Annotated in this window: 15 protein-coding genes; 7 read left to right on the top strand and 8 right to left on the bottom strand. The window is 71.6% G+C overall.

The window, feature by feature from the left end:
• Positions 1-59: 59 nt before the first annotated feature.
• Positions 60-602, bottom strand: a complete 543-nt coding sequence (locus IEZ01_RS11310; protein ID WP_019886491.1) for an SRPBCC family protein — start codon at positions 600-602, stop codon at positions 60-62.
• A gap of 223 nt (positions 603-825) precedes the next feature.
• On the opposite strand from IEZ01_RS11310, the gene IEZ01_RS11305 reads away from it, so the two are divergent.
• From IEZ01_RS11305 to IEZ01_RS11290, 4 genes are all read left to right on the top strand, one after another.
• Complete coding sequence (locus IEZ01_RS11305; RefSeq protein ID WP_189201426.1) at positions 826-2,469, top strand: carboxylesterase family protein; 1,644 nt, start codon at positions 826-828, stop codon at positions 2,467-2,469.
• A 68-nt stretch (positions 2,470-2,537) separates the two neighbouring features.
• A complete protein-coding gene (gene asnB / locus IEZ01_RS11300) occupies positions 2,538-4,394 on the top strand; it encodes an asparagine synthase (glutamine-hydrolyzing) (protein ID WP_189201424.1) in 1,857 nt (618 codons plus the stop codon).
• 110 nt (positions 4,395-4,504) lie between these two features.
• Positions 4,505-5,443, top strand: coding sequence for an MIP/aquaporin family protein (locus IEZ01_RS11295; RefSeq protein WP_019886494.1), 939 nt, complete (start codon positions 4,505-4,507; stop codon positions 5,441-5,443).
• Between the two features lie 58 nt (positions 5,444-5,501).
• The gene (locus tag IEZ01_RS11290) at positions 5,502-6,380 is read left to right on the top strand and encodes an arylamine N-acetyltransferase family protein (protein ID WP_229832872.1); all 879 of its coding nucleotides are present in this window, start codon (positions 5,502-5,504) and stop codon (positions 6,378-6,380) included.
• A gap of 163 nt (positions 6,381-6,543) precedes the next feature.
• On the opposite strand, the gene IEZ01_RS11285 is transcribed toward IEZ01_RS11290, so the two are convergent.
• From IEZ01_RS11285 to IEZ01_RS11270, 4 genes are all read right to left on the bottom strand, one after another.
• The gene (locus IEZ01_RS11285) at positions 6,544-7,416 is read right to left on the bottom strand and encodes an AfsR/SARP family transcriptional regulator (protein ID WP_019886497.1); all 873 of its coding nucleotides are present in this window, start codon (positions 7,414-7,416) and stop codon (positions 6,544-6,546) included.
• A gap of 316 nt (positions 7,417-7,732) precedes the next feature.
• On the bottom strand, positions 7,733-8,386 hold the full coding sequence (locus IEZ01_RS11280; protein WP_028797547.1) for a ScbR family autoregulator-binding transcription factor: 654 nt from the start codon (positions 8,384-8,386) through the stop codon (positions 7,733-7,735).
• Positions 8,387-8,592: 206 nt separating this feature from the next.
• Positions 8,593-9,363 (bottom strand): SDR family NAD(P)-dependent oxidoreductase, encoded by a 771-nt coding sequence (locus IEZ01_RS11275; protein WP_019886500.1) that lies wholly within the window; start codon positions 9,361-9,363, stop codon positions 8,593-8,595.
• An 83-nt stretch (positions 9,364-9,446) separates the two neighbouring features.
• Positions 9,447-10,139, bottom strand: coding sequence for an HAD family hydrolase (locus IEZ01_RS11270; protein ID WP_229832869.1), 693 nt, complete (start codon positions 10,137-10,139; stop codon positions 9,447-9,449).
• Positions 10,140-10,559: 420 nt separating this feature from the next.
• On the opposite strand from IEZ01_RS11270, the gene IEZ01_RS11265 reads away from it, so the two are divergent.
• Positions 10,560-11,543 carry a ScbA/BarX family gamma-butyrolactone biosynthesis protein gene (locus tag IEZ01_RS11265; protein WP_019886502.1) on the top strand — a complete coding sequence of 328 codons (984 nt, stop codon included), beginning with the start codon at positions 10,560-10,562 and terminating at the stop codon, positions 11,541-11,543.
• 15 nt (positions 11,544-11,558) lie between these two features.
• Here IEZ01_RS11265 and IEZ01_RS11260 read toward each other — a convergent pair whose 3' ends face one another.
• Complete coding sequence (locus IEZ01_RS11260) at positions 11,559-12,020, bottom strand: anthrone oxygenase family protein (RefSeq protein ID WP_189201422.1); 462 nt, start codon at positions 12,018-12,020, stop codon at positions 11,559-11,561.
• Positions 12,021-12,370: 350 nt separating this feature from the next.
• Between IEZ01_RS11260 and IEZ01_RS11255 the strand changes: the two genes are divergently transcribed.
• Complete coding sequence (locus tag IEZ01_RS11255) at positions 12,371-13,018, top strand: helix-turn-helix transcriptional regulator (protein WP_229832867.1); 648 nt, start codon at positions 12,371-12,373, stop codon at positions 13,016-13,018.
• 4 nt (positions 13,019-13,022) lie between these two features.
• Here the strand turns inward: IEZ01_RS11255 and IEZ01_RS11250 are convergent, their stop codons facing one another.
• Both IEZ01_RS11250 and IEZ01_RS11245 read right to left on the bottom strand, forming a co-directional pair.
• Positions 13,023-13,880, bottom strand: coding sequence for an ABC transporter permease (locus tag IEZ01_RS11250; RefSeq protein WP_019886506.1), 858 nt, complete (start codon positions 13,878-13,880; stop codon positions 13,023-13,025).
• Entirely contained in the window at positions 13,877-16,672 is a 2,796-nt protein-coding gene (locus IEZ01_RS11245) for an alpha/beta fold hydrolase (protein ID WP_019886507.1), read from the bottom strand. The genes IEZ01_RS11250 and IEZ01_RS11245 overlap by 4 nt, the downstream gene beginning before the upstream one ends.
• Positions 16,673-16,938: 266 nt before the next feature.
• On the opposite strand from IEZ01_RS11245, the gene IEZ01_RS11240 reads away from it, so the two are divergent.
• Positions 16,939-18,117: a S8 family peptidase gene (locus IEZ01_RS11240; RefSeq protein WP_040875468.1), complete on the top strand. Its 1,179-nt coding sequence runs from the start codon at positions 16,939-16,941 to the stop codon at positions 18,115-18,117.
• Positions 18,118-18,130: the final 13 nt, after the last annotated feature.

Here is an 18,130-nt window from a genome sequence, read left to right as displayed (position 1 = left end):
CGGGGCCGCGGTGTGCACACCGCGGGCCACCGGCCGGCCCGGACCGAGCGGGAGGCTGGTCAGGCCTTCTCGACGACGACCTTGATCTTCTCCAGGGTCTCCTGGATGTCCCGGGTCATCTTCACGGTCCAGTCGGCGATGAACTTCCGCTTGTCGGGCTCGTCCATGTCCTTGGTGATCTCGTGGATTCCGGGCGAGGCGTATCCCATCCGGAAGGTCTGGGAGAGCGTGGTGCCGTCCTCGCCCGGGGTGAGCACGAACGACCAGACGAGGTCCTGGGGCTCTCCGGTCTTTGAATGGATCTTCCAGCGGAATGCCTGACCGGGAGAGGTCTCCACGACTTCCGACTTCGTGTGCCAGATTCCGCGGATGAGCGGCGCCCAGGTGACGATGTCGTCGCTGCGGAAGTTCTCCCCGAGGAATACGGAGCCGACTGCTCCGGGCTCACCGGACAGCCACTTGCCGTCCTGGAGTTCCGAGCTCCACTCGGAATGGCGCTTCATGTCGCTGACGATCGAGTAGATCTTGTCGGCCGAGGCTGCGATGTGAATCTCGGCGCCCAGCTCGAATAGGGGGCGAGACTCCAGAATCGACGTTGTCATGGCTAGATCCTGCCGATGCCGTGGGGCCCGCTCAAAGGCCCCGGCGTGAATCCGTCAGGTCTTCGGGGACCTGACTGAGTACGCCGACCGGCATTGGCCCCTCCGAGCCGCTGAGGCAGCATCACGATCGTCGCCTCATTCGGCATTCGTACGCACCGTACGCACGGGGAGTTTGTATATGTCCCAGTCGGGAGTTGCTCATGAGCCTCGGAGACGTTCTGTCGTGGCGGCCGCTGCCGCGCTGGCGGCGGCCGTGACCGTACCCACCGCGGCCCAGGCCCGCGAGCGTACGGACCAGGAGGGCGACGGCGCCTCCGGGCCGGTCGTCACCAGAATCAGCGGCGGACTCATAGCCGGCGAGCGCGGCGGCGGTCTTTCGGTCTTCCGCGGGGTGCCGTACGCCGCTCCCCCGGTCGGCGCGCTGCGCTACTGCTCACCACGGTCGGTCACCCCCTGGAGCGGGGTACGCGACGCCACCCGCTTCGCGCCGGTCTCGTACCAGACGTATCTGCCGGGCTCCAGCGAGGACAGCCTCTACGCCAACGTCTGGACCCCGGACACCAAGGGCTCCCGCCCGGTGGTGATCTACATCCACGGCGGTGGCTGGTTCCTCGGCGCCGGCAGCGAGCCCGACTTCGACGGCGCCCGCCCGGCCGCCCGCGGCGACATGGTCGTCATCACCTTCAACTACCGCCTGGGCGTGCTGGGCTGGGGTCTGCACGAGGACCTGGCCGACCCGCGCACCCGCGCGTACTCGAACTGGGGCCTGCAGGACCAGGCGGCCCTGGTGCACTGGGTCCGGCGCAACGCCGCCGCGTTCGGCGGCGACCCGGACAACATCACCCTGACCGGCACCTCCGCGGGCGGCTCCTCCACCTGGCAGCTCGCCCAGCTCCCCGAATTCCGGGGCATCATCCAGCGGATCGTGCCGATCAGCGTCAAGCATGTGTGGGAGCCGGCCAGCACGCTCACCCCCGAGGACTCCCACGAGGTCTTCGAGCTGATCGCGCGCAAGCTCGGCACCACCGTCAAGGGGCTGCGCCAGGTCCCCGCCGACCGGCTGAAGGACACCTGGGAGCAGCTCTTCTCCGGCAGTCCGACCCAGCGTGAGGTCGACACCTGGCGGGAGTACCGCGGCCCGGTCGTCGACGGCCGCTGGATGCTCGGCCACGACCACGCCATGCCCACCCCCGCCCTGCCGACGCTGGCCGTCTACGGGCGCACCGAAGGGTCGTTCTTCACCACCGGCCCCGGCTACCCCTTCCCCGGCCCGCACCCCACCAACGACGCCGAGCTGCGGGACGCGATCCGTGCCGTGCTCGACAAGGGCGCGGTCCATGTCGCCCAGACCGAGGTCGACGCGACGATCTCCGCCTACCGCAGGGCCGCCACCATCGACGGCCTCCCCCAGGACCCGGTCTCCATCTGGGGCGCGATCTGGGGCGACAGCCTCTTCCGCTACCAGATCACCCGGCTCGCCGAGCGGCAGGCCCGCGAGCGGCCGGACGTCCCCAGCTATCTGATGGAGTTCGCGCACCCGGTCGCCCCGCCGCTGACCGGCACCCCGCACGAGGCCACGTCGAAGTTCCTGTTCGGCACGTACGGCATCCCGGTCAACGCCCCGCACTACGGCGACGGCCCGCTGGAGCGTCTGGTGTCGGACACCTTCATCGACCTGATCGCCTCGTTCGCCCGGGGCAAGGCCCCCAGCAGCCCGAACGCACCGCACTGGCCGGTCTTCTCACCGGACCGGCCCAGCACGCTGCTCCTCGGCGGCGAGAACGTGGCCCGCGTGGGCACGCCGTCCGCGCTGCGCCAGCTCGCCCACTGGGACACCGCCGGCTGGGTCCCGGTCCCGCGCCCCTGACGGCGTACCCCCCGCTCACCACTGCCCCGGGCGAACCCCGGGGAGCCCGAGAAAGGAACTGAGGCGCCATGTGCGGACTCACCGGCTGGGTCGGTTACGACCGTGATCTGACGCTCGCCGGGGACACGGCCTCGGCCATGACCCGGACCCTGGAGTGCCGCGGCCCGGACGACGGCGGCATCTGGCTGTCGCGGCACGCCGCCCTCGGCCACCGCCGGCTCTCCATCATCGACCTGGAGAACGGCCGTCAGCCGATGCACGTCGACGGCAGCGACGACGGGCAGCCCGTCCTCGTCTACACCGGCGAGGTCTACAACTTCCTGGAGCTGAAGGAGGAACTGACCAGCCTCGGCCACCGGTTCCGCACCCACAGCGACACCGAGGTGGTCCTGCACGCCTACCTGGAGTGGGGCGACGCGTTCGCCGAGCGGCTCAACGGCATGTACGCGCTGGCGATCTGGGACCCGCGCACCGAGGAACTCCTGCTCGTGCGCGACCGGATGGGCGTCAAGCCGCTCTACTACTACCCCACCGCCGACGGTGTGCTGTTCGGCTCCGAGGCCAAGTCGATCCTGGCGCACCCTGAGGCCGAGGCGGTCGTCGACGCCGAGGGCCTGGCGGAGATCTTCGCCATCATCAACACCCCCGGGCACGCCGTCTTCAAGGGCATGCACGAGGTCGTCCCCGGCACCTCCGTCCGCTTCTCCCGCGACGGGCACACGGTCCGTACGTACTGGCGGCTCGAGGCGCGCGAGCACACCGACGACCTCGACACCACGATCGGGACGGTCCGCGGCCTCCTCGAGGACATCATCGAGCGGCAGCTGATCGCCGACGTGAAGGTGGGCACGCTGCTCTCCGGCGGCCTGGACTCCAGCGCGGTGACCGCGCTCGCCGCCAAGGTCCTGCGCGACCAGGGCAAGACGGAGCGCATCACGGCGTTCTCCGTGGACTTCAAGGACCACGGCGAGACGTTCCGGGACAACGGCATCTGGATGGACCCGGACACGCCGTACGCCGTCGACGTCGCGGGGCACGCGGGCGCCGACCACGTCATCGTGGAGCTGGAGAACACCGACATCCTCGACGAGTCCGTCCGCGCCCGGGTGCTGCGCGCCCAGGACCTGCCGGTCTCCACCGGCGACATGGAGCACTCCCTCTACCACCTGTGCAAGGCGCTCAAGGAGCGCGTCACGGTGGCCCTCTCGGGCGAGGCGGCCGACGAGATCTTCGGCGGCTACAACTGGTTCTTCGACGAGGAGGCGGTGAACGGCGACACCTTCCCGTGGTACGACGCCTGGCGCCGGCTCGGCGGCCTCGGCACGATCAAGGAGATCGGCCTCTGGGACCGGCTCGGCCTGGAGGAGTACGTCAAGCGGCGCTACGCCGAGACCCTGGAGGCCGTGCCCCGCCTGCCCGGCGACTCCGCCCACGAGACCAGGATGAAGGAACTGACCTGGCTCAACATCACCCACTGGGAGAAGTTCCTGCTCGACCGCAAGGACCGGATCTCGATGTCCGCGAGCCTCGAGGTCCGCGTCCCCTTCACCGACCACCGGCTCGTCGAGTACGTCTACAACGTGCCGTGGGAGATGAAGAACTTCGACGGCCGGGAGAAGAGCCTTCTGCGCGCGGCCGCCGCGCACGTCCTGCCCGAGTCGGTGCTGGAGCGCAAGAAGAGCCCGTACCCCTCCACCCAGGACCTGGAGTACGTCCGCGCCCTGCGCGCCAAGGTCGAGGAGCTGCTGTACGACGGCTCGCCGGTGCTGCGCCTGGTCTCCCGTGAGGGGATCCAGAAGCTGCTGGACAAGCCGCTGGAGGAGTACTCGGCGCTCGGCGGTCTGTGGGGTACCCGCGCCGTGATGGAGCGCCTGGTCGAGTTCAACGCCTGGGTCGCCGAGTACGACGTCCGCGTGGAGCTCTGAGCAGACCGCTGCCCTGCCAGGCGCCGGGTACCGCCTCCGGGCGGTGCCCGGCGTACCGGCGTTCCAGGGCCACGTATCACCCGCCCCACCGGACACACGGAGTACGAACGATGGACAACCACCGCCTGCCAGGCAGCCACCGGAAGCCGTCCAGGGCGGCGATCGGGCGCTACCTCCCGCCCCGGGGGCGCACGGTGCTCCTGGAGTTCCTGATCACCGCGGGGATCCTGTTCCTCATCGTCACCAGCGCCCGCTGGATCTTCGCCCCGGACGCGCCGCTCGGCTCCGTACTGAGGGGGCAGGCGGCGTTCGTGGCGATGGGCGTGTTCTTCGGCGTCGTCAACACCGCGATCATCCATTACTCGATGAGCCGGAAGACCGCGGGGCACATGAACCCTTCGGTGAGCATCGGGCTGTGGATGCTGCGGGTCTTCCCCGGCCGGGACGTGCTGCCCTTCTGCGTGGCGCAGATGACCGGCGCGGTCGCCGGGACCTGGCTCGCGGGCCTGGTCTGGGGCCCCACGGTCGGCCTGCCGCAGGTCGGGTACGCGGCGGTGGCGCCGTCGCCCGGCTGGGGGTTCTGGGGCGTGCTCGCCGCCGAGACCGTCGCGCAGCTGGTGTGCATGACGATCGTGGCCGCGCTGCTGATCAGGCCGCGCTGGGAGTGGCTGATCCCAGGCGCGGTGGGGCTGTGCATCACCGGCTTCATCGCCGTCCTGGGCCCGGTGTCGGGCGGCTCGGTCAATCCGGCCCGCCAGTTCGGGCCCGCGCTGATGTCCGGCAACACCGGCTTCCTGGTGGCCTATCTCGTCGGGCCCGTCCTCGGCGCGGCGCTGGCGGCCGGCCTCGCGGCCGCGCTGAAGCTGCCGGCGGAGCCGGGAGCTACGGCGCCGGGACCTACGGTGCCCGCCCCGGCCGGGCCTGAGGCGTGGAGAGGCGACGGTTTCGCCGTCACCGCCATCGACCCGGACGCGGTGTGCCCGGACACGATCCCGCCGGAGATGTTCCGCCCCGACCCGCACCGCCCCGAAGAGCCCTACCGCATCTGACCGGTACCCGAAATCCGACCGGTACCCGAACCGGCACGAACCCTGAGGAGAGCACGGCATGTTGGGAACGGACGCCATGTTGGGAACGTACGGCCTGCCCACCGAGGTGGAGACCGCGCAGGAGTGGCAGAGCGACCGCCTCGACCTCGACGCGTATCTCGACCGGATCGGCTTCACCGGCGCGCGCACGCCCACCGCGGACACGCTGGCCCGCGTGCACCGCGGGCACATGTCCACCATCACCTTCGAGAACGTCGACATCGCGCTGGGCCGCCCGGTCTCGCTCGACCTCGACCGGATCCAGGACAAGCTGGTACGAGCCGGCCGCGGCGGCTACTGCTACGAGAACAACCTCCTGCTCGCCGCCGCCCTCGACCGCCTCGGCTTCCCGGTCACCCGGCTGCTCGCCCGGATCCGCCAGGGCGAGACCCGGCGCCGTTTCCGCACCCACACCGTGCTGCTGGTGCGGGCGGAGGGCCGGATCTGGCTGGCGGACGCCGGCTACGGCCACAGCGGGCTGATCGACCCGATGCCGCTGGAGGACGGGGCGACGGTGACGGTGGCCGAGTGGACGTGGCGGCTGGTCGCCGACGGCCCCGACTGGATCGTGCAGTGTGCCCGGCGGGGCGACTGGTTCGACATGTACGCCTTCCGGCAGGAGCCGCAGTTCCGCATCGACTTCGAGGCCGCGCACTACCTCAGCTCGACCCGGCCCGGGTCGCCGTTCGTTGGGCAGCTGGTGGCCCAGCGCGAGAGCGAGAAGGAGCGCCGGCTGCTTCAGGACAAGGTGCTGGTGACCGAGTACCCGGACGGCCGCGAGGAGCGGCAGGAGCTGTCCGCGGCGGACACGGTGCTGGCTCTGCGGGAGCTGTTCGCGGTGGCGCTCACCGACGAGGACGAGCGGGAGCTGCTGCGGTTCTTCGCCCGGAAGGGATGACTTGACGGACTTCCGGCGCCGGTGTGGATCGGCCTGGCCGTCGCGGAGATGATCACTACGGAACCAGGCCGAGGGCCGAGGGGGAAACAGAGGGCGGGGCAGGACCACAAGTCCTGCCCCGCCCTCTTGCGTGCTGTTCCCAATTGCCGCCGGGGTCGGGCTGTCAGACGAACGAGCCGGCCGGGAGGAACGACGCCGCCGGGACCCGTACCGGCAGCGTGGGCCGGCTCCTGGGCCGGGCCACGTCGCGGAGGGTCAGGATGGACCGCTGGAGCCTGCGCAGCCGCGCGGACGGCTCGACGCCGGATTCCTTCTTCAGGCCGTTGCTGAGCCGCTGGTAGACCTCCAGGGCCTCGTCGCGGCGGCCGCAGCGCAGCAGCGCCACCATGAACTGGCCGTGCAGCGGCTCGTGGGTGCGGTACTGGGCGACCAGTTCGGAGAGGTCCGAGATCATCTCGAAGTGGCGGCCGAGCCGCAGCTGCGCCTCCACCCACTGGTCGAGGGCGCTGAGCCGGGACTTCTCCAGGCGGGATATCTCCTCGCGCAGATGGGGTCCGGCGGCCACCCCCGCGAAGGCCTCACCGTGCCAGAGGGCCAGGCCCTCGCCGAGCCTGCGCGCGGCGCGCTGTAAATCACCGGCTTCCATGGCGCGGTACCCGGCGCCGGTGGCCCGCTCGAACTGCGAGGAGTCGATGGTGCCGCCACCTGTGTCGAGCCGGTAGCCGCCGGGCAGGGAGACCAGGACGGCGTCGGCGGTGCGGCGCTCCAGCCACGAGGAGCCCGGTTCGGGCGGTTCACCGGAGCGCAGCGCGGTGGTGATCAGGGCGCGCAACTCCTGGACGTACCCCTGGAGCAGGGCCCGTGCGCCGCGGGGCGGGACGGAGGGCCACAGCTCCTCGACGAGGACGGCCACGGGGACGACCTGGTCCGCCTTGGCCGCCAGCAGCGCCAGGACCTGTTGTGGAGCGGCGGCCGTCGGTGTCACCGAGACCCCGTTCTCCTGCACTGACAGTCCCCCCAGGATCCGGACGTCCACTCTGCCCCCTCAGTCTTGGCGCGGCTCGGCCCACGTTCGATTAGAAAAGCAGACCCGGAGGCATGTCAATAAGAAACCCGGAGGTATGGATTAGCGGCACCGAACTCCGGGGGCATATGACTGTTTTGACCGGGTATCAAGCCATCAAGTCTGCGTCAGAGCCTCAATGAAGCGTACCCGCCGGTCCAGATTGTGGACCGGCGGGTACGCTTTGGAACCTCAATGGCGGGCGTACGGCGGATGAAGAGTTCGTAGCATCCTCAGAAAACGGGGAGCCGGGTATGTTTTTTGAGCCCACGTGTGGGCTCAAATCGGCCTACGCGGTGGTGGTCGCGGCCTCGGCTGCCGCCAACGCCCGTGCGCCCCGACCCTGTTCCATGTCGAGCATGGCGAGGACGGCCGGCACGGCGATGCTCGGCAGGAGGTGCCGGTACAGCGACGACGCCCAGCGGTCCATGTCCGCCGGGTTGTTGAGCGCCTGGGACATCAGGTTGAGCCCGGCGTACGCGCCCACGACGAGCGGGGCGACCTCCTCGGTGTCCGCGTGCGGCAGCAGCTCGCCGCGCTCCTTGGCCTCGTTGAGGACCCGGAGGTTGAGCTCGGTCCACTCGCGGTACGGGCCGCTGCGGCTGAGCTCGTTGCCGCCCTGGTCGAGCGTGAGCCGGACACTGCCGCGCAGCACCCTGTCCGTGGTCAGCCGGTGGGCGAAGACCATGCCGATGTCGACGAACTCCTGCAGCTTGGAGACCTGTGGCATGGGGACGGGGACGGCCGAGACCTGCGCGTCGATCACCGCGTGGGCCAGGTCTTCCTTGGAGTGGAAGTGGAAGTAGAGCGCGCCCTTGGTGACCTGGGCCAGCTGCAGGATGTCGGTGAGCTTCGCGGCCTCGTAGCCGCGCTCGTCGAAGACGGTGGCGGCCGCTTCCAAGATCGCCTGGCGCGTTCGAATCGCGCGATCCTGCTTCGCCATTGGGGGTCACGTCCCTCTCATAGCCCGATACCCGGTCGGGGCCTCGCGCGCGCTCCGTGCCTGCTCGCACTTCACAGTCGAAAACAGCAAGTATGGATGGATACGTGCAGAGGGCACAAGAGTTGTGCGCGGGGCTTCCCCCTGGTCCCCGCGGCGGCTCTCCGTCCCTCTGCCCGCCTCCGTCACGTCCGTCCCCCGGTCCGGCCTCACACCATGGTGAAGCCGCCGTCCACCGGCATGATCGCACCCGTCACGAAGGAGGCGCGGTCGCTGAGCAGCCACGCGGCCGCCTCCGCTATCTCCTCGGGCTCCGCGGTACGGGGCTGCGGCGTCGCGGCGTGCAGCGCCTCCTCCACGCCCGGGACGGCGGCGAACCACTCGGTGACGACCTCGGTACGGGTGGTGCCGGGCGCCACCGAGTTGACCCGGATGCCCTGGGCCGCGTACTCGGCGGCGGCGGCCTTGGTGAGCCCCACGACGGCGTGCTTCGCGGCCACGTAGGGCGCGGCGACGGGGGTGGCGAGCAGGCCGCCGACGCTGCTGTTGTTGACGATCGCCCCGCCGCCGGTCGCCAGCATCGCGGAGATCTCGTCCCGCAGGCAGTTCCAGACCCCGCGCACGTTCACGTCCATGATCTGGTCGAACAGTTCGTCGCCCATGGTGTGCAGCGGCTCGCGGCCGGCGCCCCAGCCGGCGTTGTTGAAGGCCACGTCCAGGCGGCCGTACCGCTCCACCGCGCGGCCCACGGCGGCAGCGGTGTCCTCGGCGCGGGTCACGTCGGCCACCACGTACTCGGCCTCGGCGCCCTGCTCGCGCAGCTCGCTCACGACGGCCTTCAGCTTCTCCTCGCGGCGCGCGGCGAGCACCACGGTGGCGCCTTCCCGGGCGAACACCCGGGCGGCGGCGGCTCCGATGCCGCTGCTGGCTCCGGTGATCAGGGCAACCTTGCCGGTCAGCAGGCGGTGGTCGGCACTCATGGGACGGATGTCTCCCTCGGCAGATGGGGCGGGTGTGCGGCGGGCCTCGGCCGGGTGGCGGCGGCGTGGCGGGGCACGGCCGGTCAGCCGGTCCAGCTGCGGCCGGCGGCGGCCTCGGCGTCGATCCGGCGCAGCAGCGGCTCGTCGATCTCGCCGAGCTTACCCACGACATGACGGACGCCCGCCCGGCGCATCAGCTCGCCCTGGAAACCGTGCGCGAAGTCGCTGGGGTGCCCGACGAAGGCGGTCCCGAGCTCCTTGGCCGCCTCGCCGACCCGGGCCACGTCGTCGATGAACAGCACCTGGTCGTGGCGGAGCCCGAAGATCCCGGTGATCTCGTGCAGACCGGGCCGGAAGTCGTTGGTGCACACATAGCCGGGGTCGTCGAAGAGCCCGGCCTGCGCCCGCAGGTGGTGGTCGAAGTGGGCCTTGTCGAGGCCGCCGTAGCAGACCGTACGCAGGCCCAGGGCGCGCAGCAGGGTGAGCAGTTCGGTGGCGCCGTCGAGAACCCGCACCGGGTGCGCCGCGAGGTAGGCGGCGCGCTCCTCGAAGTAGGCGGTGACGACCTCCTGCGGCGTGAGGTCGACTCCGGCGGCGGCGCCCAGGGCGGCCGCGGCGGTGAGCTGGGTCTGGGAGAAGATCTCCCGCTCGACCTCGGCGTCGTAGCGCCCGCCGCGGCTGGTGACGAAGTGGTGGATGACCGGGCTGAAGGTGTCGTTCAGCAGGACGCCGTCGATGTTCACGGCGGCGAGGCGTAGATGTCGCAGGGGTTCCACGGGTTCTCCAAGGGCGGCCACGATCCATGGCGTATCGGGCCGTGCCCACCTGGGTGTGGTGTGCGCCCCGAACCGGCGTCTCGGACATCCGCGAAACAGACCTGGCGGTACAGATTTTCCGGCAGCTGGAAGATACCTGACGCATCAGCGCCGGTGAACCCCCGGGTCTCACAGATCGGACATCTGCCGTTCCGCTGCCCGCTGTTGGGCCGTAGACCGCGCCGAGCAGACTGAACTCCGCCCTGGAGCATGGTGAACGCGGCCGCCTCCCACCGATCCCGACATGACAAACCAGCCAGAATTCGGCCACGTACGTCTTGCGAAACCGACCTCGGGGTTCGTATCTTCCGCGAGTCCCGTCCGTTTTCTTCCGACCCGCGCCGCACTCTCGCTCTCGCCGGCCCGTTCCTTGAGGAGCCCATGCTGCAGACGACCGTTGCGCCCAGCACCTCCCCGACGCCGGACGGCACACCGCGCGAGAGCCTGCGGCTGACGACGACGGCCCCGCGGGAGTACGTGCACCGGGCGGCGGTCGCGGAGGTGTTCCTGACGGACGAGTGGTCCCGGCACGGCGAGGAGCGCTTCACGCTCACCGCCCAATGGCCCCGCGCCCACAGCTTCTACGCGGCCGTCGGCGGGGTCCACTACGACCCGCTGATGGCCGCTGAAACGATCCGCCAGGTGGGGGCCTGGCTGGCCCACGCGGGCTTCGACGTCCCGCTCGGCCACCAGTTCCTGATGTGGGAGCTCAACTACAGCGTCCGGCGGGAACGTCTCACCATCGGCGGCGCCCCGGCCGACCTCCGGCTCGACATCGTCTGCACCGACGTCAGGCGGCGCGGCGGCCGGCTGGCCGGCCTGAGCTACGAGGTCGTGGTCAGCGCCGACGGCCACACCGTCGCCACCGGCAGCGCCCGCTACACCTGCACCAGTCCCGACGTCTACCGCCGGGTGCGCGCGCCCCAGCTGGCCGCCCTGGCCGCCGCCGACCCCGAACCGCCAGCCCCGCCGGTGGCGCCCGCGCGGGTGGGCCGTCTCAGCGACTTCGACGTCGTACTCGCCCCCACCGGACAGCCGAACCGCTGGCAGTTGCGCGCGGACACCCGCCACCCGGTCCTCTTCGACCACCCCGGCGACCACATCCCCGGCATGGTGCTCCTGGAGGCGGCCCGCCAGGCGGTGCATACCATGGCTCCGCGGGGCCGCACGGTCCTGCCGGTCGCCATGGACAGCACCTTCCACCGGTACGCGGAGTTCGGCAGCCCCTGCTGGATAGCGACCGAGCCCGCGGTGGGCCCCGGTGAGCGGGGCGGTCTGGTCCTGGTCACCGGACGGCAGGGCGACGACACCGTCTTCACCTCGGTCGTCGAGGTGGCGGACCTGCCGGCCACGCCCGGGGCCTGACCGCCCCGCGCCCGCTCAGGTCAGGGCCGCGGCGATCAGCAGGCCGAAGGCGGCGGTGACGAGCACCGTACGGACCAGGTGGAGGCGGTTCCACCTCGCCTCGAACGCGGCCCGCACGGCGCTCGCGGGCTGCCCCTCGGAGGCGGCCAGCGCGTTGTTGAGCGGAACGTTCCCGCCCATGGTCACCAGGTGGTTGAGCACCGCGCACACCAGTCCCGCGAGCACGAGCCAGAACTGTGTGTCCGAGCGGCCCTCGACGGGCACGGCGAGCGCCAGCGCGGGGAAGACGACCAAGCCGATGAAGACGACCATGAACACGGCCTTGGGAACGTACTCGTTGATGCGTCTCATGACGGTGACGAATTCGCCGTCGGTCAGTCTGGCGAGCGCGGGCATGATGCCGGTCAGGAAGATGAGCATGAAGCCGGCGTAGAGGCCGGTGAAGCCGATGGCGAGGGCGAGGAAGGTGGTGGGCATGGGCCCATCATGGCCGCGGCACGCGGCCGCCACGGCGTTCTTTCACCGACGCGTTCACGCCACCGCCCGTATGGCGCCCCGGAGGCGCCCGGCCCAATGCGGCAACGGCGCACGGGGGGTGAACCACCGCGCCCGGTGGCATGGTCTCGCCATCCCGGCCACCCCCCTCTTGTCACGGAGTGGAGCCACGTGCGTACATTGAGTTGCGCACGAGATGGCGGGGGTGGTCAGCCGTGGCGGACTTCGCGGGCTCTGTGATCGGCTGGTCGGACACGACGGAGGGACCGAGCGACCGGCTCAGTACGTCCCGGAGGGAGGGCAGGGGCGACCCGCACGCGCCCGTACCCGACATGAGACGGCCCCCCGGCTGTCCCGTGCGCGGTCCCCGGCAGGTGGGCGCGGCGCTGGCCGGCCTCGCCGCCTCCGCCCGTCATGAACTGCTCACCTTCGACGATCCCTCCGGCTGCGCGGGCCGGGCCATCCCTGAACCCTTCCTCGAACTGGCCGGCGCCTGCGTCCGGGCGGCGGCCGAGCGCGCCGGCGCGGTGCGGCGGATCGTCCCCCGCCATGCCCTGCCACACATCACGGGGGCTCCGCGCGCCCCCGGCCAGGCCCGGCTGGCCGACGCGATCCCGTTCAAGATGATCGTCGTCGACCGTACGGTCGCCGCCGTCCCCCTCGATCTCGAACTCCTCTACAACGGCATGCTGCTCATCCGTGACCCGGTGGTCGTCCAGGCCCTGGTCCGCACCCATCACACGTGCTGGGACGCGGGCGAGGAGCTGACCCCGGACCATCGGGCACCGGACGCGCTCCCCGAGCGGCTGCGTCCGGTGCTCGACGCGCTCCTGGCGGGCCTGACGGACGAGACGGCGGCCTCCCGCCTCGGCATGTCGGGCCGCACGTACAGCCGCCGGGTCGGCGAACTGTTCGCGGCCCTGGGCACGACGAGCCGCTTCCGAGCGGGAGCGGAAGCGGCCCGCCGCGGCTGGGTCTGAGCCGTCAGCTGACGATGTCCTTCTTGGTGAAGTGGCGGAAGGCGAGGGCGAAGAGGATCAGGGCGTACGTGACCGAGATCGCCGCGCCCTTCACCATGCCGCCCCATTCCAGCTGGGGCTGGAGCGCGTCGACCCAGGCGAACTGCCAGTGGGCGGGGAGGAACTCCCGCCAGTCGCCGAGGGCGGTGACCGCGTCCAGGACGTTGCCGATGATCGTCAGGCCGACGGCTCCGCCGACCGCGCCGAGCGGTGCGTCCGTGCGGGTCGACAGCCAGAACGCGAGGCCGGCGGTGACCAGCTGGGAGACGAAGATGAACGCGACGACCAGCGCGAGCCGCGGCACGGTGTCCGCGGTGGCGAGCGTGCCTCCGGTCGGCAGCCGCAGCGGCCCCCAGCCGTAGGCGACCGTGCCCGCCGCGAGAGCGACCAGCGGCAGCAGCGCCATCGCCGCGGCGCTCAGGCCGAGTCCCACGGCCAGCTTCGACCACAGCAGCCGGGCGCGTGGCACGGGCGCGGCGAGCAGGTAGCGCAGGGAGGACCAGGACGCCTCCGAGGCGACGGTGTCGCCGCAGAACAGCGCCACCGGCACGACGAGGAGGAACCCGGCGGAGACGAAGAGGCAGGTCGCGGCGAAGTTGGCGCCGGACGCGGTCGCCGTGTCCATCAGGGTGATGCGGCCGTTGTCCCGGCCGTCCGGGGTGCCGCCGATCGCGAAGGCCGCGATCAGCACGAACGGCAGGGCGGCCAGGACGCCGCCCATGACGAGGGTGCGGCGGCGGCGCAGCTGGCGTACGAACTCCACGCGCAGCGGCAGGGTGTGCCGGGCCCGGTAGCCGGGCGCGCTCTCCAGCAGCGCGGTCATGCGGATCCTCCTCCGATCAGGGTGAGGAACGCGTCCTCCAGGCGCCGGTGCGGTCCCACACCGGTCAACGGCACGTCGAGCCGGACGAGTTCGGTGATCAGTGCGGTGCTGGTGGCGCCGTCGAGCCGGACGAGGACGCCGCCGTCGGTCCGGACGGCCGAGCCCACCCCCGGCAGCGTGCCGATCTTCTCGACGAGCGGTTCGGAGAGCTCGCCGTCGACGGTGACGAGCAGGGTGTCGCCGGAGCCGGTGATCTCCGCGACCGGTCCTGCCTGCACCAGCCGGCCGCGGTCCATGACCACGAGATCGGTGCAGGACTGTTCGACCTCCGAGAGGAGGTGGCTGGAGACGATGACGGTCCGGCCTCCGGCGGCGTACCGGATCATCACGTCCCGCATCTCCCGGATCTGTGGCGGGTCGAGTCCGTTGGTCGGTTCGTCGAGGATGAGCAGATCCGGCAGGCCGAGCATGGCCTGGGCGATGGCGAGGCGCTGGCGCATGCCCTGGGAGTAGGTGCGGACGGCGCGGGCGAGCGCGTCGCCGAGCCCCGCGATCTCCAGCGCCTCGGCGATGTGGGCGTCTTCGGCGGGGCGGCCGGTGGCGGCCCAGTAGAGCTCCAGGTTCTCCCGCCCGGACAGGTGCGGCAGGAAGCCGGCGCCTTCGACGAACGCGCCGACCCGTGACAGGACGGGCGCGCCGGGCCGGATGGCGTGTCCGAAGACGCGGATCTCGCCGCCGTCGGGCGTGATGAGCCCCATGAGCATGCGCAGGGTGGTGGTCTTGCCGGCGCCGTTGGGTCCGAGCAGGCCGAGGACCTGTCCCTGCTCGACGCGGAAGGAGAGGTCCCGTACGGCGTACCGGTCGCCGGACTTGGCGTACCGCTTGGTGAGTCCGCTGATCTGGAGCGGGACGTCGGCGAGGTCCGGGCCGGGTGCGGGCGCGGCGGTCCGGCGGCGGGCGGTCAGCAGCAGGGCGGCCGCGATCAGCGCTCCGGCGGCGGGCAGGCCCCAGACCCACCAGGGCCAGCCGGCCGCCTGGGTCCGCACGGCGGGCGCGGTGGGGAGGGTGAGGCCGCCGTCGACGGCCGCGGTGTAGGTGGCGGGGGCGGCGGGTGAGGCGTAGCCGAGGTCGGTGGCGGAGAGGACGAGCCGCAGCCGGTGCCCGGCCTCGACCTCGTGGTCGACGGCGGGCAGGGTCAGCCGGGTGGTCGCGCCGCTCTTGATCCGGAAGGGGGCGACGAGCTGCGCGGGCAGCACCTGCTGCCGCCCGTCAGGCCCGACGTCGTACACCTTGCCGAAGAGGACGGCCTCGCCGGTGTCGGAGGTGACGGTGACGCGGACGGTCGGCGAACCGGTGATCCGTACGGTCTCGGTGAGCGGTGCCGACTCGAAGGAGGCGTACTGGCCGGGGAAGTCGAGGGAGAGCCCGCCGACGCCGAGCGAGGAGAGCTGGGAGAGGCCGCCGCCGAGGCCGGGGACGGCGGAGATGGCGGGCGGGGCGCTGCCGGCCGGGTTGCGGAAGGACGTGGTCCGGGCGGTGAGGGGTACGGAGGTGGTGCCGCTGGTCAGCCCGGGGTACGTGTCGCCGGTGGCGCCGCGCAGCTGGGCCTGGCCGTCGGTGGAGTCGACGCCGCCCGCGCGGCTGACCCGGAAGACCGGGCCGGTGTCGGCGGCGGTGTCGTCCTTGAGGTACCGGTCGAACCAGGCCCCGATCCGGGCCTCGACCCGTTCGGTCTCGCGGTCGCCGCCGTCGTGGCCGCCGGCGATCCAGTCGACGGCGACGGGTGCGCGGTTGGCGGCGATGGCCTTGGCCATGGCGTCGGCGTGGGAGAGCGGGAAGAGGGAGTCCGACTGGCCCTGGACGATCAGGGTGGGGACCTTGATGCGGCCCGCGACGGCGGAGGGGCTGCGGGCTTCGAGGAGCGTGCGGGCCGCGGGGTCGGGGGTGCCGGAGACGGCGACCCGCTCGTACATGGCGCAGAGCTGTTCGGTGAACCGTCCGCAGGAGCCCTGGCCGGCCGGGGTGGCGGTGGGACGTGCGCCGGGTGGCGTACCGGTCTTGGTGTCCGGCTTCGTACCGGTCTTGGTATCCGTCTTGTCGGCCTGTGGGTCGGCCGGTGCTCCGGTCGGCCGGTCGGCCGGTGGGTCGGTCGGCGCGCCGGTCCGGTCGCCTGGCTGTCCTCCGGCCTGCGCTCCGGCGGTGAAGAAGAGCCCGGCCCAGAGCTTCTTGAAGACGCCGTCCGGGAAGAGGGCGTCGGCGAGGTTCCAGTAGGTGATCTGGGGCGCGATGGCGTCGACGCGGGGGTCGTGTCCGGCCGCGAGGAGGGAGATCGCGCCGCCGTACGAGGCTCCGCTGATGCCGACGCGGGGGTCGCCCGCCTTGTCGAGCCGCACCTCGGGCCGCTTCGCGAGCCAGTCGACGAGCCGCTGGACGTCCTTGACCTCGTGGGCCGGGTCGTTCAGCCCGATCCGGCCGGTGGAGCTGCCGAAGCCGCGGGCGGACCAGGTCAGCACGGCGTACCCGTCCCGGGCGAGCTGCTCGGCCTGCGCGCGGACGTCGTCCTTGCTGCCGCCGAAGCCGTGCCCGAGCAGGACGGCGGGCCTGCGCTCGTCACCGGAGCCGGAGGTGAAGTACGAGGTGTCGATCCGGGCGCCCGGCATCTCCATCACCCGGTCCTCGCGGTGCACGGGGGCCGGGCCGTCCGAGGCGACGGCGGTCCAGGTGCCTGCGCCCACCAGCAGCGCGGCGGCCGCTGCGAGGGCCGGCCAACGCCGGGGAAGTCGGATCTCCATACCCAGAACCCTAAGCGGACGCCCCGCGCCGCCGCGGCTGCCGCCGGGCGGAATTCGAAGGCCTTCTCAAGGAGTACGCGGTGGTGGCCCCGTACCGCAGGCGCGGTACATGCCGCGGTCCGGTCCGTCCGCTCCCGTCCGGTCCGTCCGCCCCGGCGACAACAAGACCCGAACAAACTCTTGTATTGAACATGCCAACACGCCACGCTGTGCCTCACATCTGCACCCCCGTGACCCGGACAACGAAAGGTCAGGTGCCCCACCAGATGAGAGCCACCACGCGCCGCCTCGGAGCGCTCATACCCGTCGTCGCCCTCGCGACCGGCCTCCAGTTCGCCGCCTCCCCCACCGCGCAGAGCGCCCCCACCGGTGACCTCCGCCTCGCGCCCGCGGCCACCGCGATCGACAACAGCTGGATCGTCGTCCTCAAGGACGGCTCGACACGCGCCGGTGATCTGGGCGTGTCGCCGAAGCACGTCTACCGCAGCGCCCTCAAGGGCTTCTCCACGAGCATGTCCAAGGCGAAGGCCGCGGCCCTGGCCAAGGACCCGCGGGTCGCGTACGTGGAGCAGAACACCACCGTCCGGATCAGTGAGACCCAGGCGAACGCGACCTGGGGCATCGACCGGATCGACCAGCGCAACCTGCCGCTGTCGAAGACGTACACGTACAACACCACCGCGTCCAATGTGACCGCGTACATCATCGACACCGGCATCCGCACCTCGCACAGCGAGTTCGGCGGCCGGGCGACCGTCGGCACGGACACCGTCGGCGGCGGCCAGAACGGCCAGGACTGCCAGGGCCACGGCACGCACGTGGCCGGCACGGTCGGCGGCAAGACGTACGGCGTCGCCAAGGGCGTCAAGCTGGTGGCCGTACGGGTCCTGGACTGCAACGGCTCCGGTACGACGGCGGGCGTCATCGCGGGTGTCGACTGGGTGACCGCCAACGCGGTCAAGCCGGCCGTCGCCAACATGAGCCTCGGCGGCGGCGCCAACGCCTCCCTGGACGACGCCGTGAAGCGCTCGATCGCCAAGGGCGTCAGCTACGCGGTCGCCGCGGGCAACGGCAACTTCCTCGGCTGGCCCGCGAACGCGTGCAACTACTCCCCGGCGCGGGTCCCCGAGGCGATCACGGTCGGCGCGACGGACAGCTCCGACCGCCGCGCGTCCTTCTCCAACTACGGCACCTGCCTGGACATCTTCGCGCCGGGCGTGAGCGTCACCTCCGCCTGGAAGGACAACGACACCGCCACCAGCACCATCTCGGGCACGTCGATGGCGGCCCCGCACACGGCGGGCGTCGCGGCCCTCTACCTCGCGGCGAACCCGGCGGCCACGCCGGCCCAGGTCCGTGACGCGCTGGTGAACAACGCCACCGCGAACAAGGTGACGGACCCGCGCACGGGCTCCCCGAACCGCCTGCTGCACTCGCTGTTCTGACCCTGGCGGCCCG

Source organism: Streptomyces purpureus (assembly GCF_014648195.1).
Taxonomy (GTDB): Bacteria; Actinomycetota; Actinomycetes; order Streptomycetales; family Streptomycetaceae; genus Streptomyces; species Streptomyces purpureus.
Note: the sequence above shows the minus strand (reverse complement) of the source record. Positions and strands in the feature narration are given on the sequence as shown.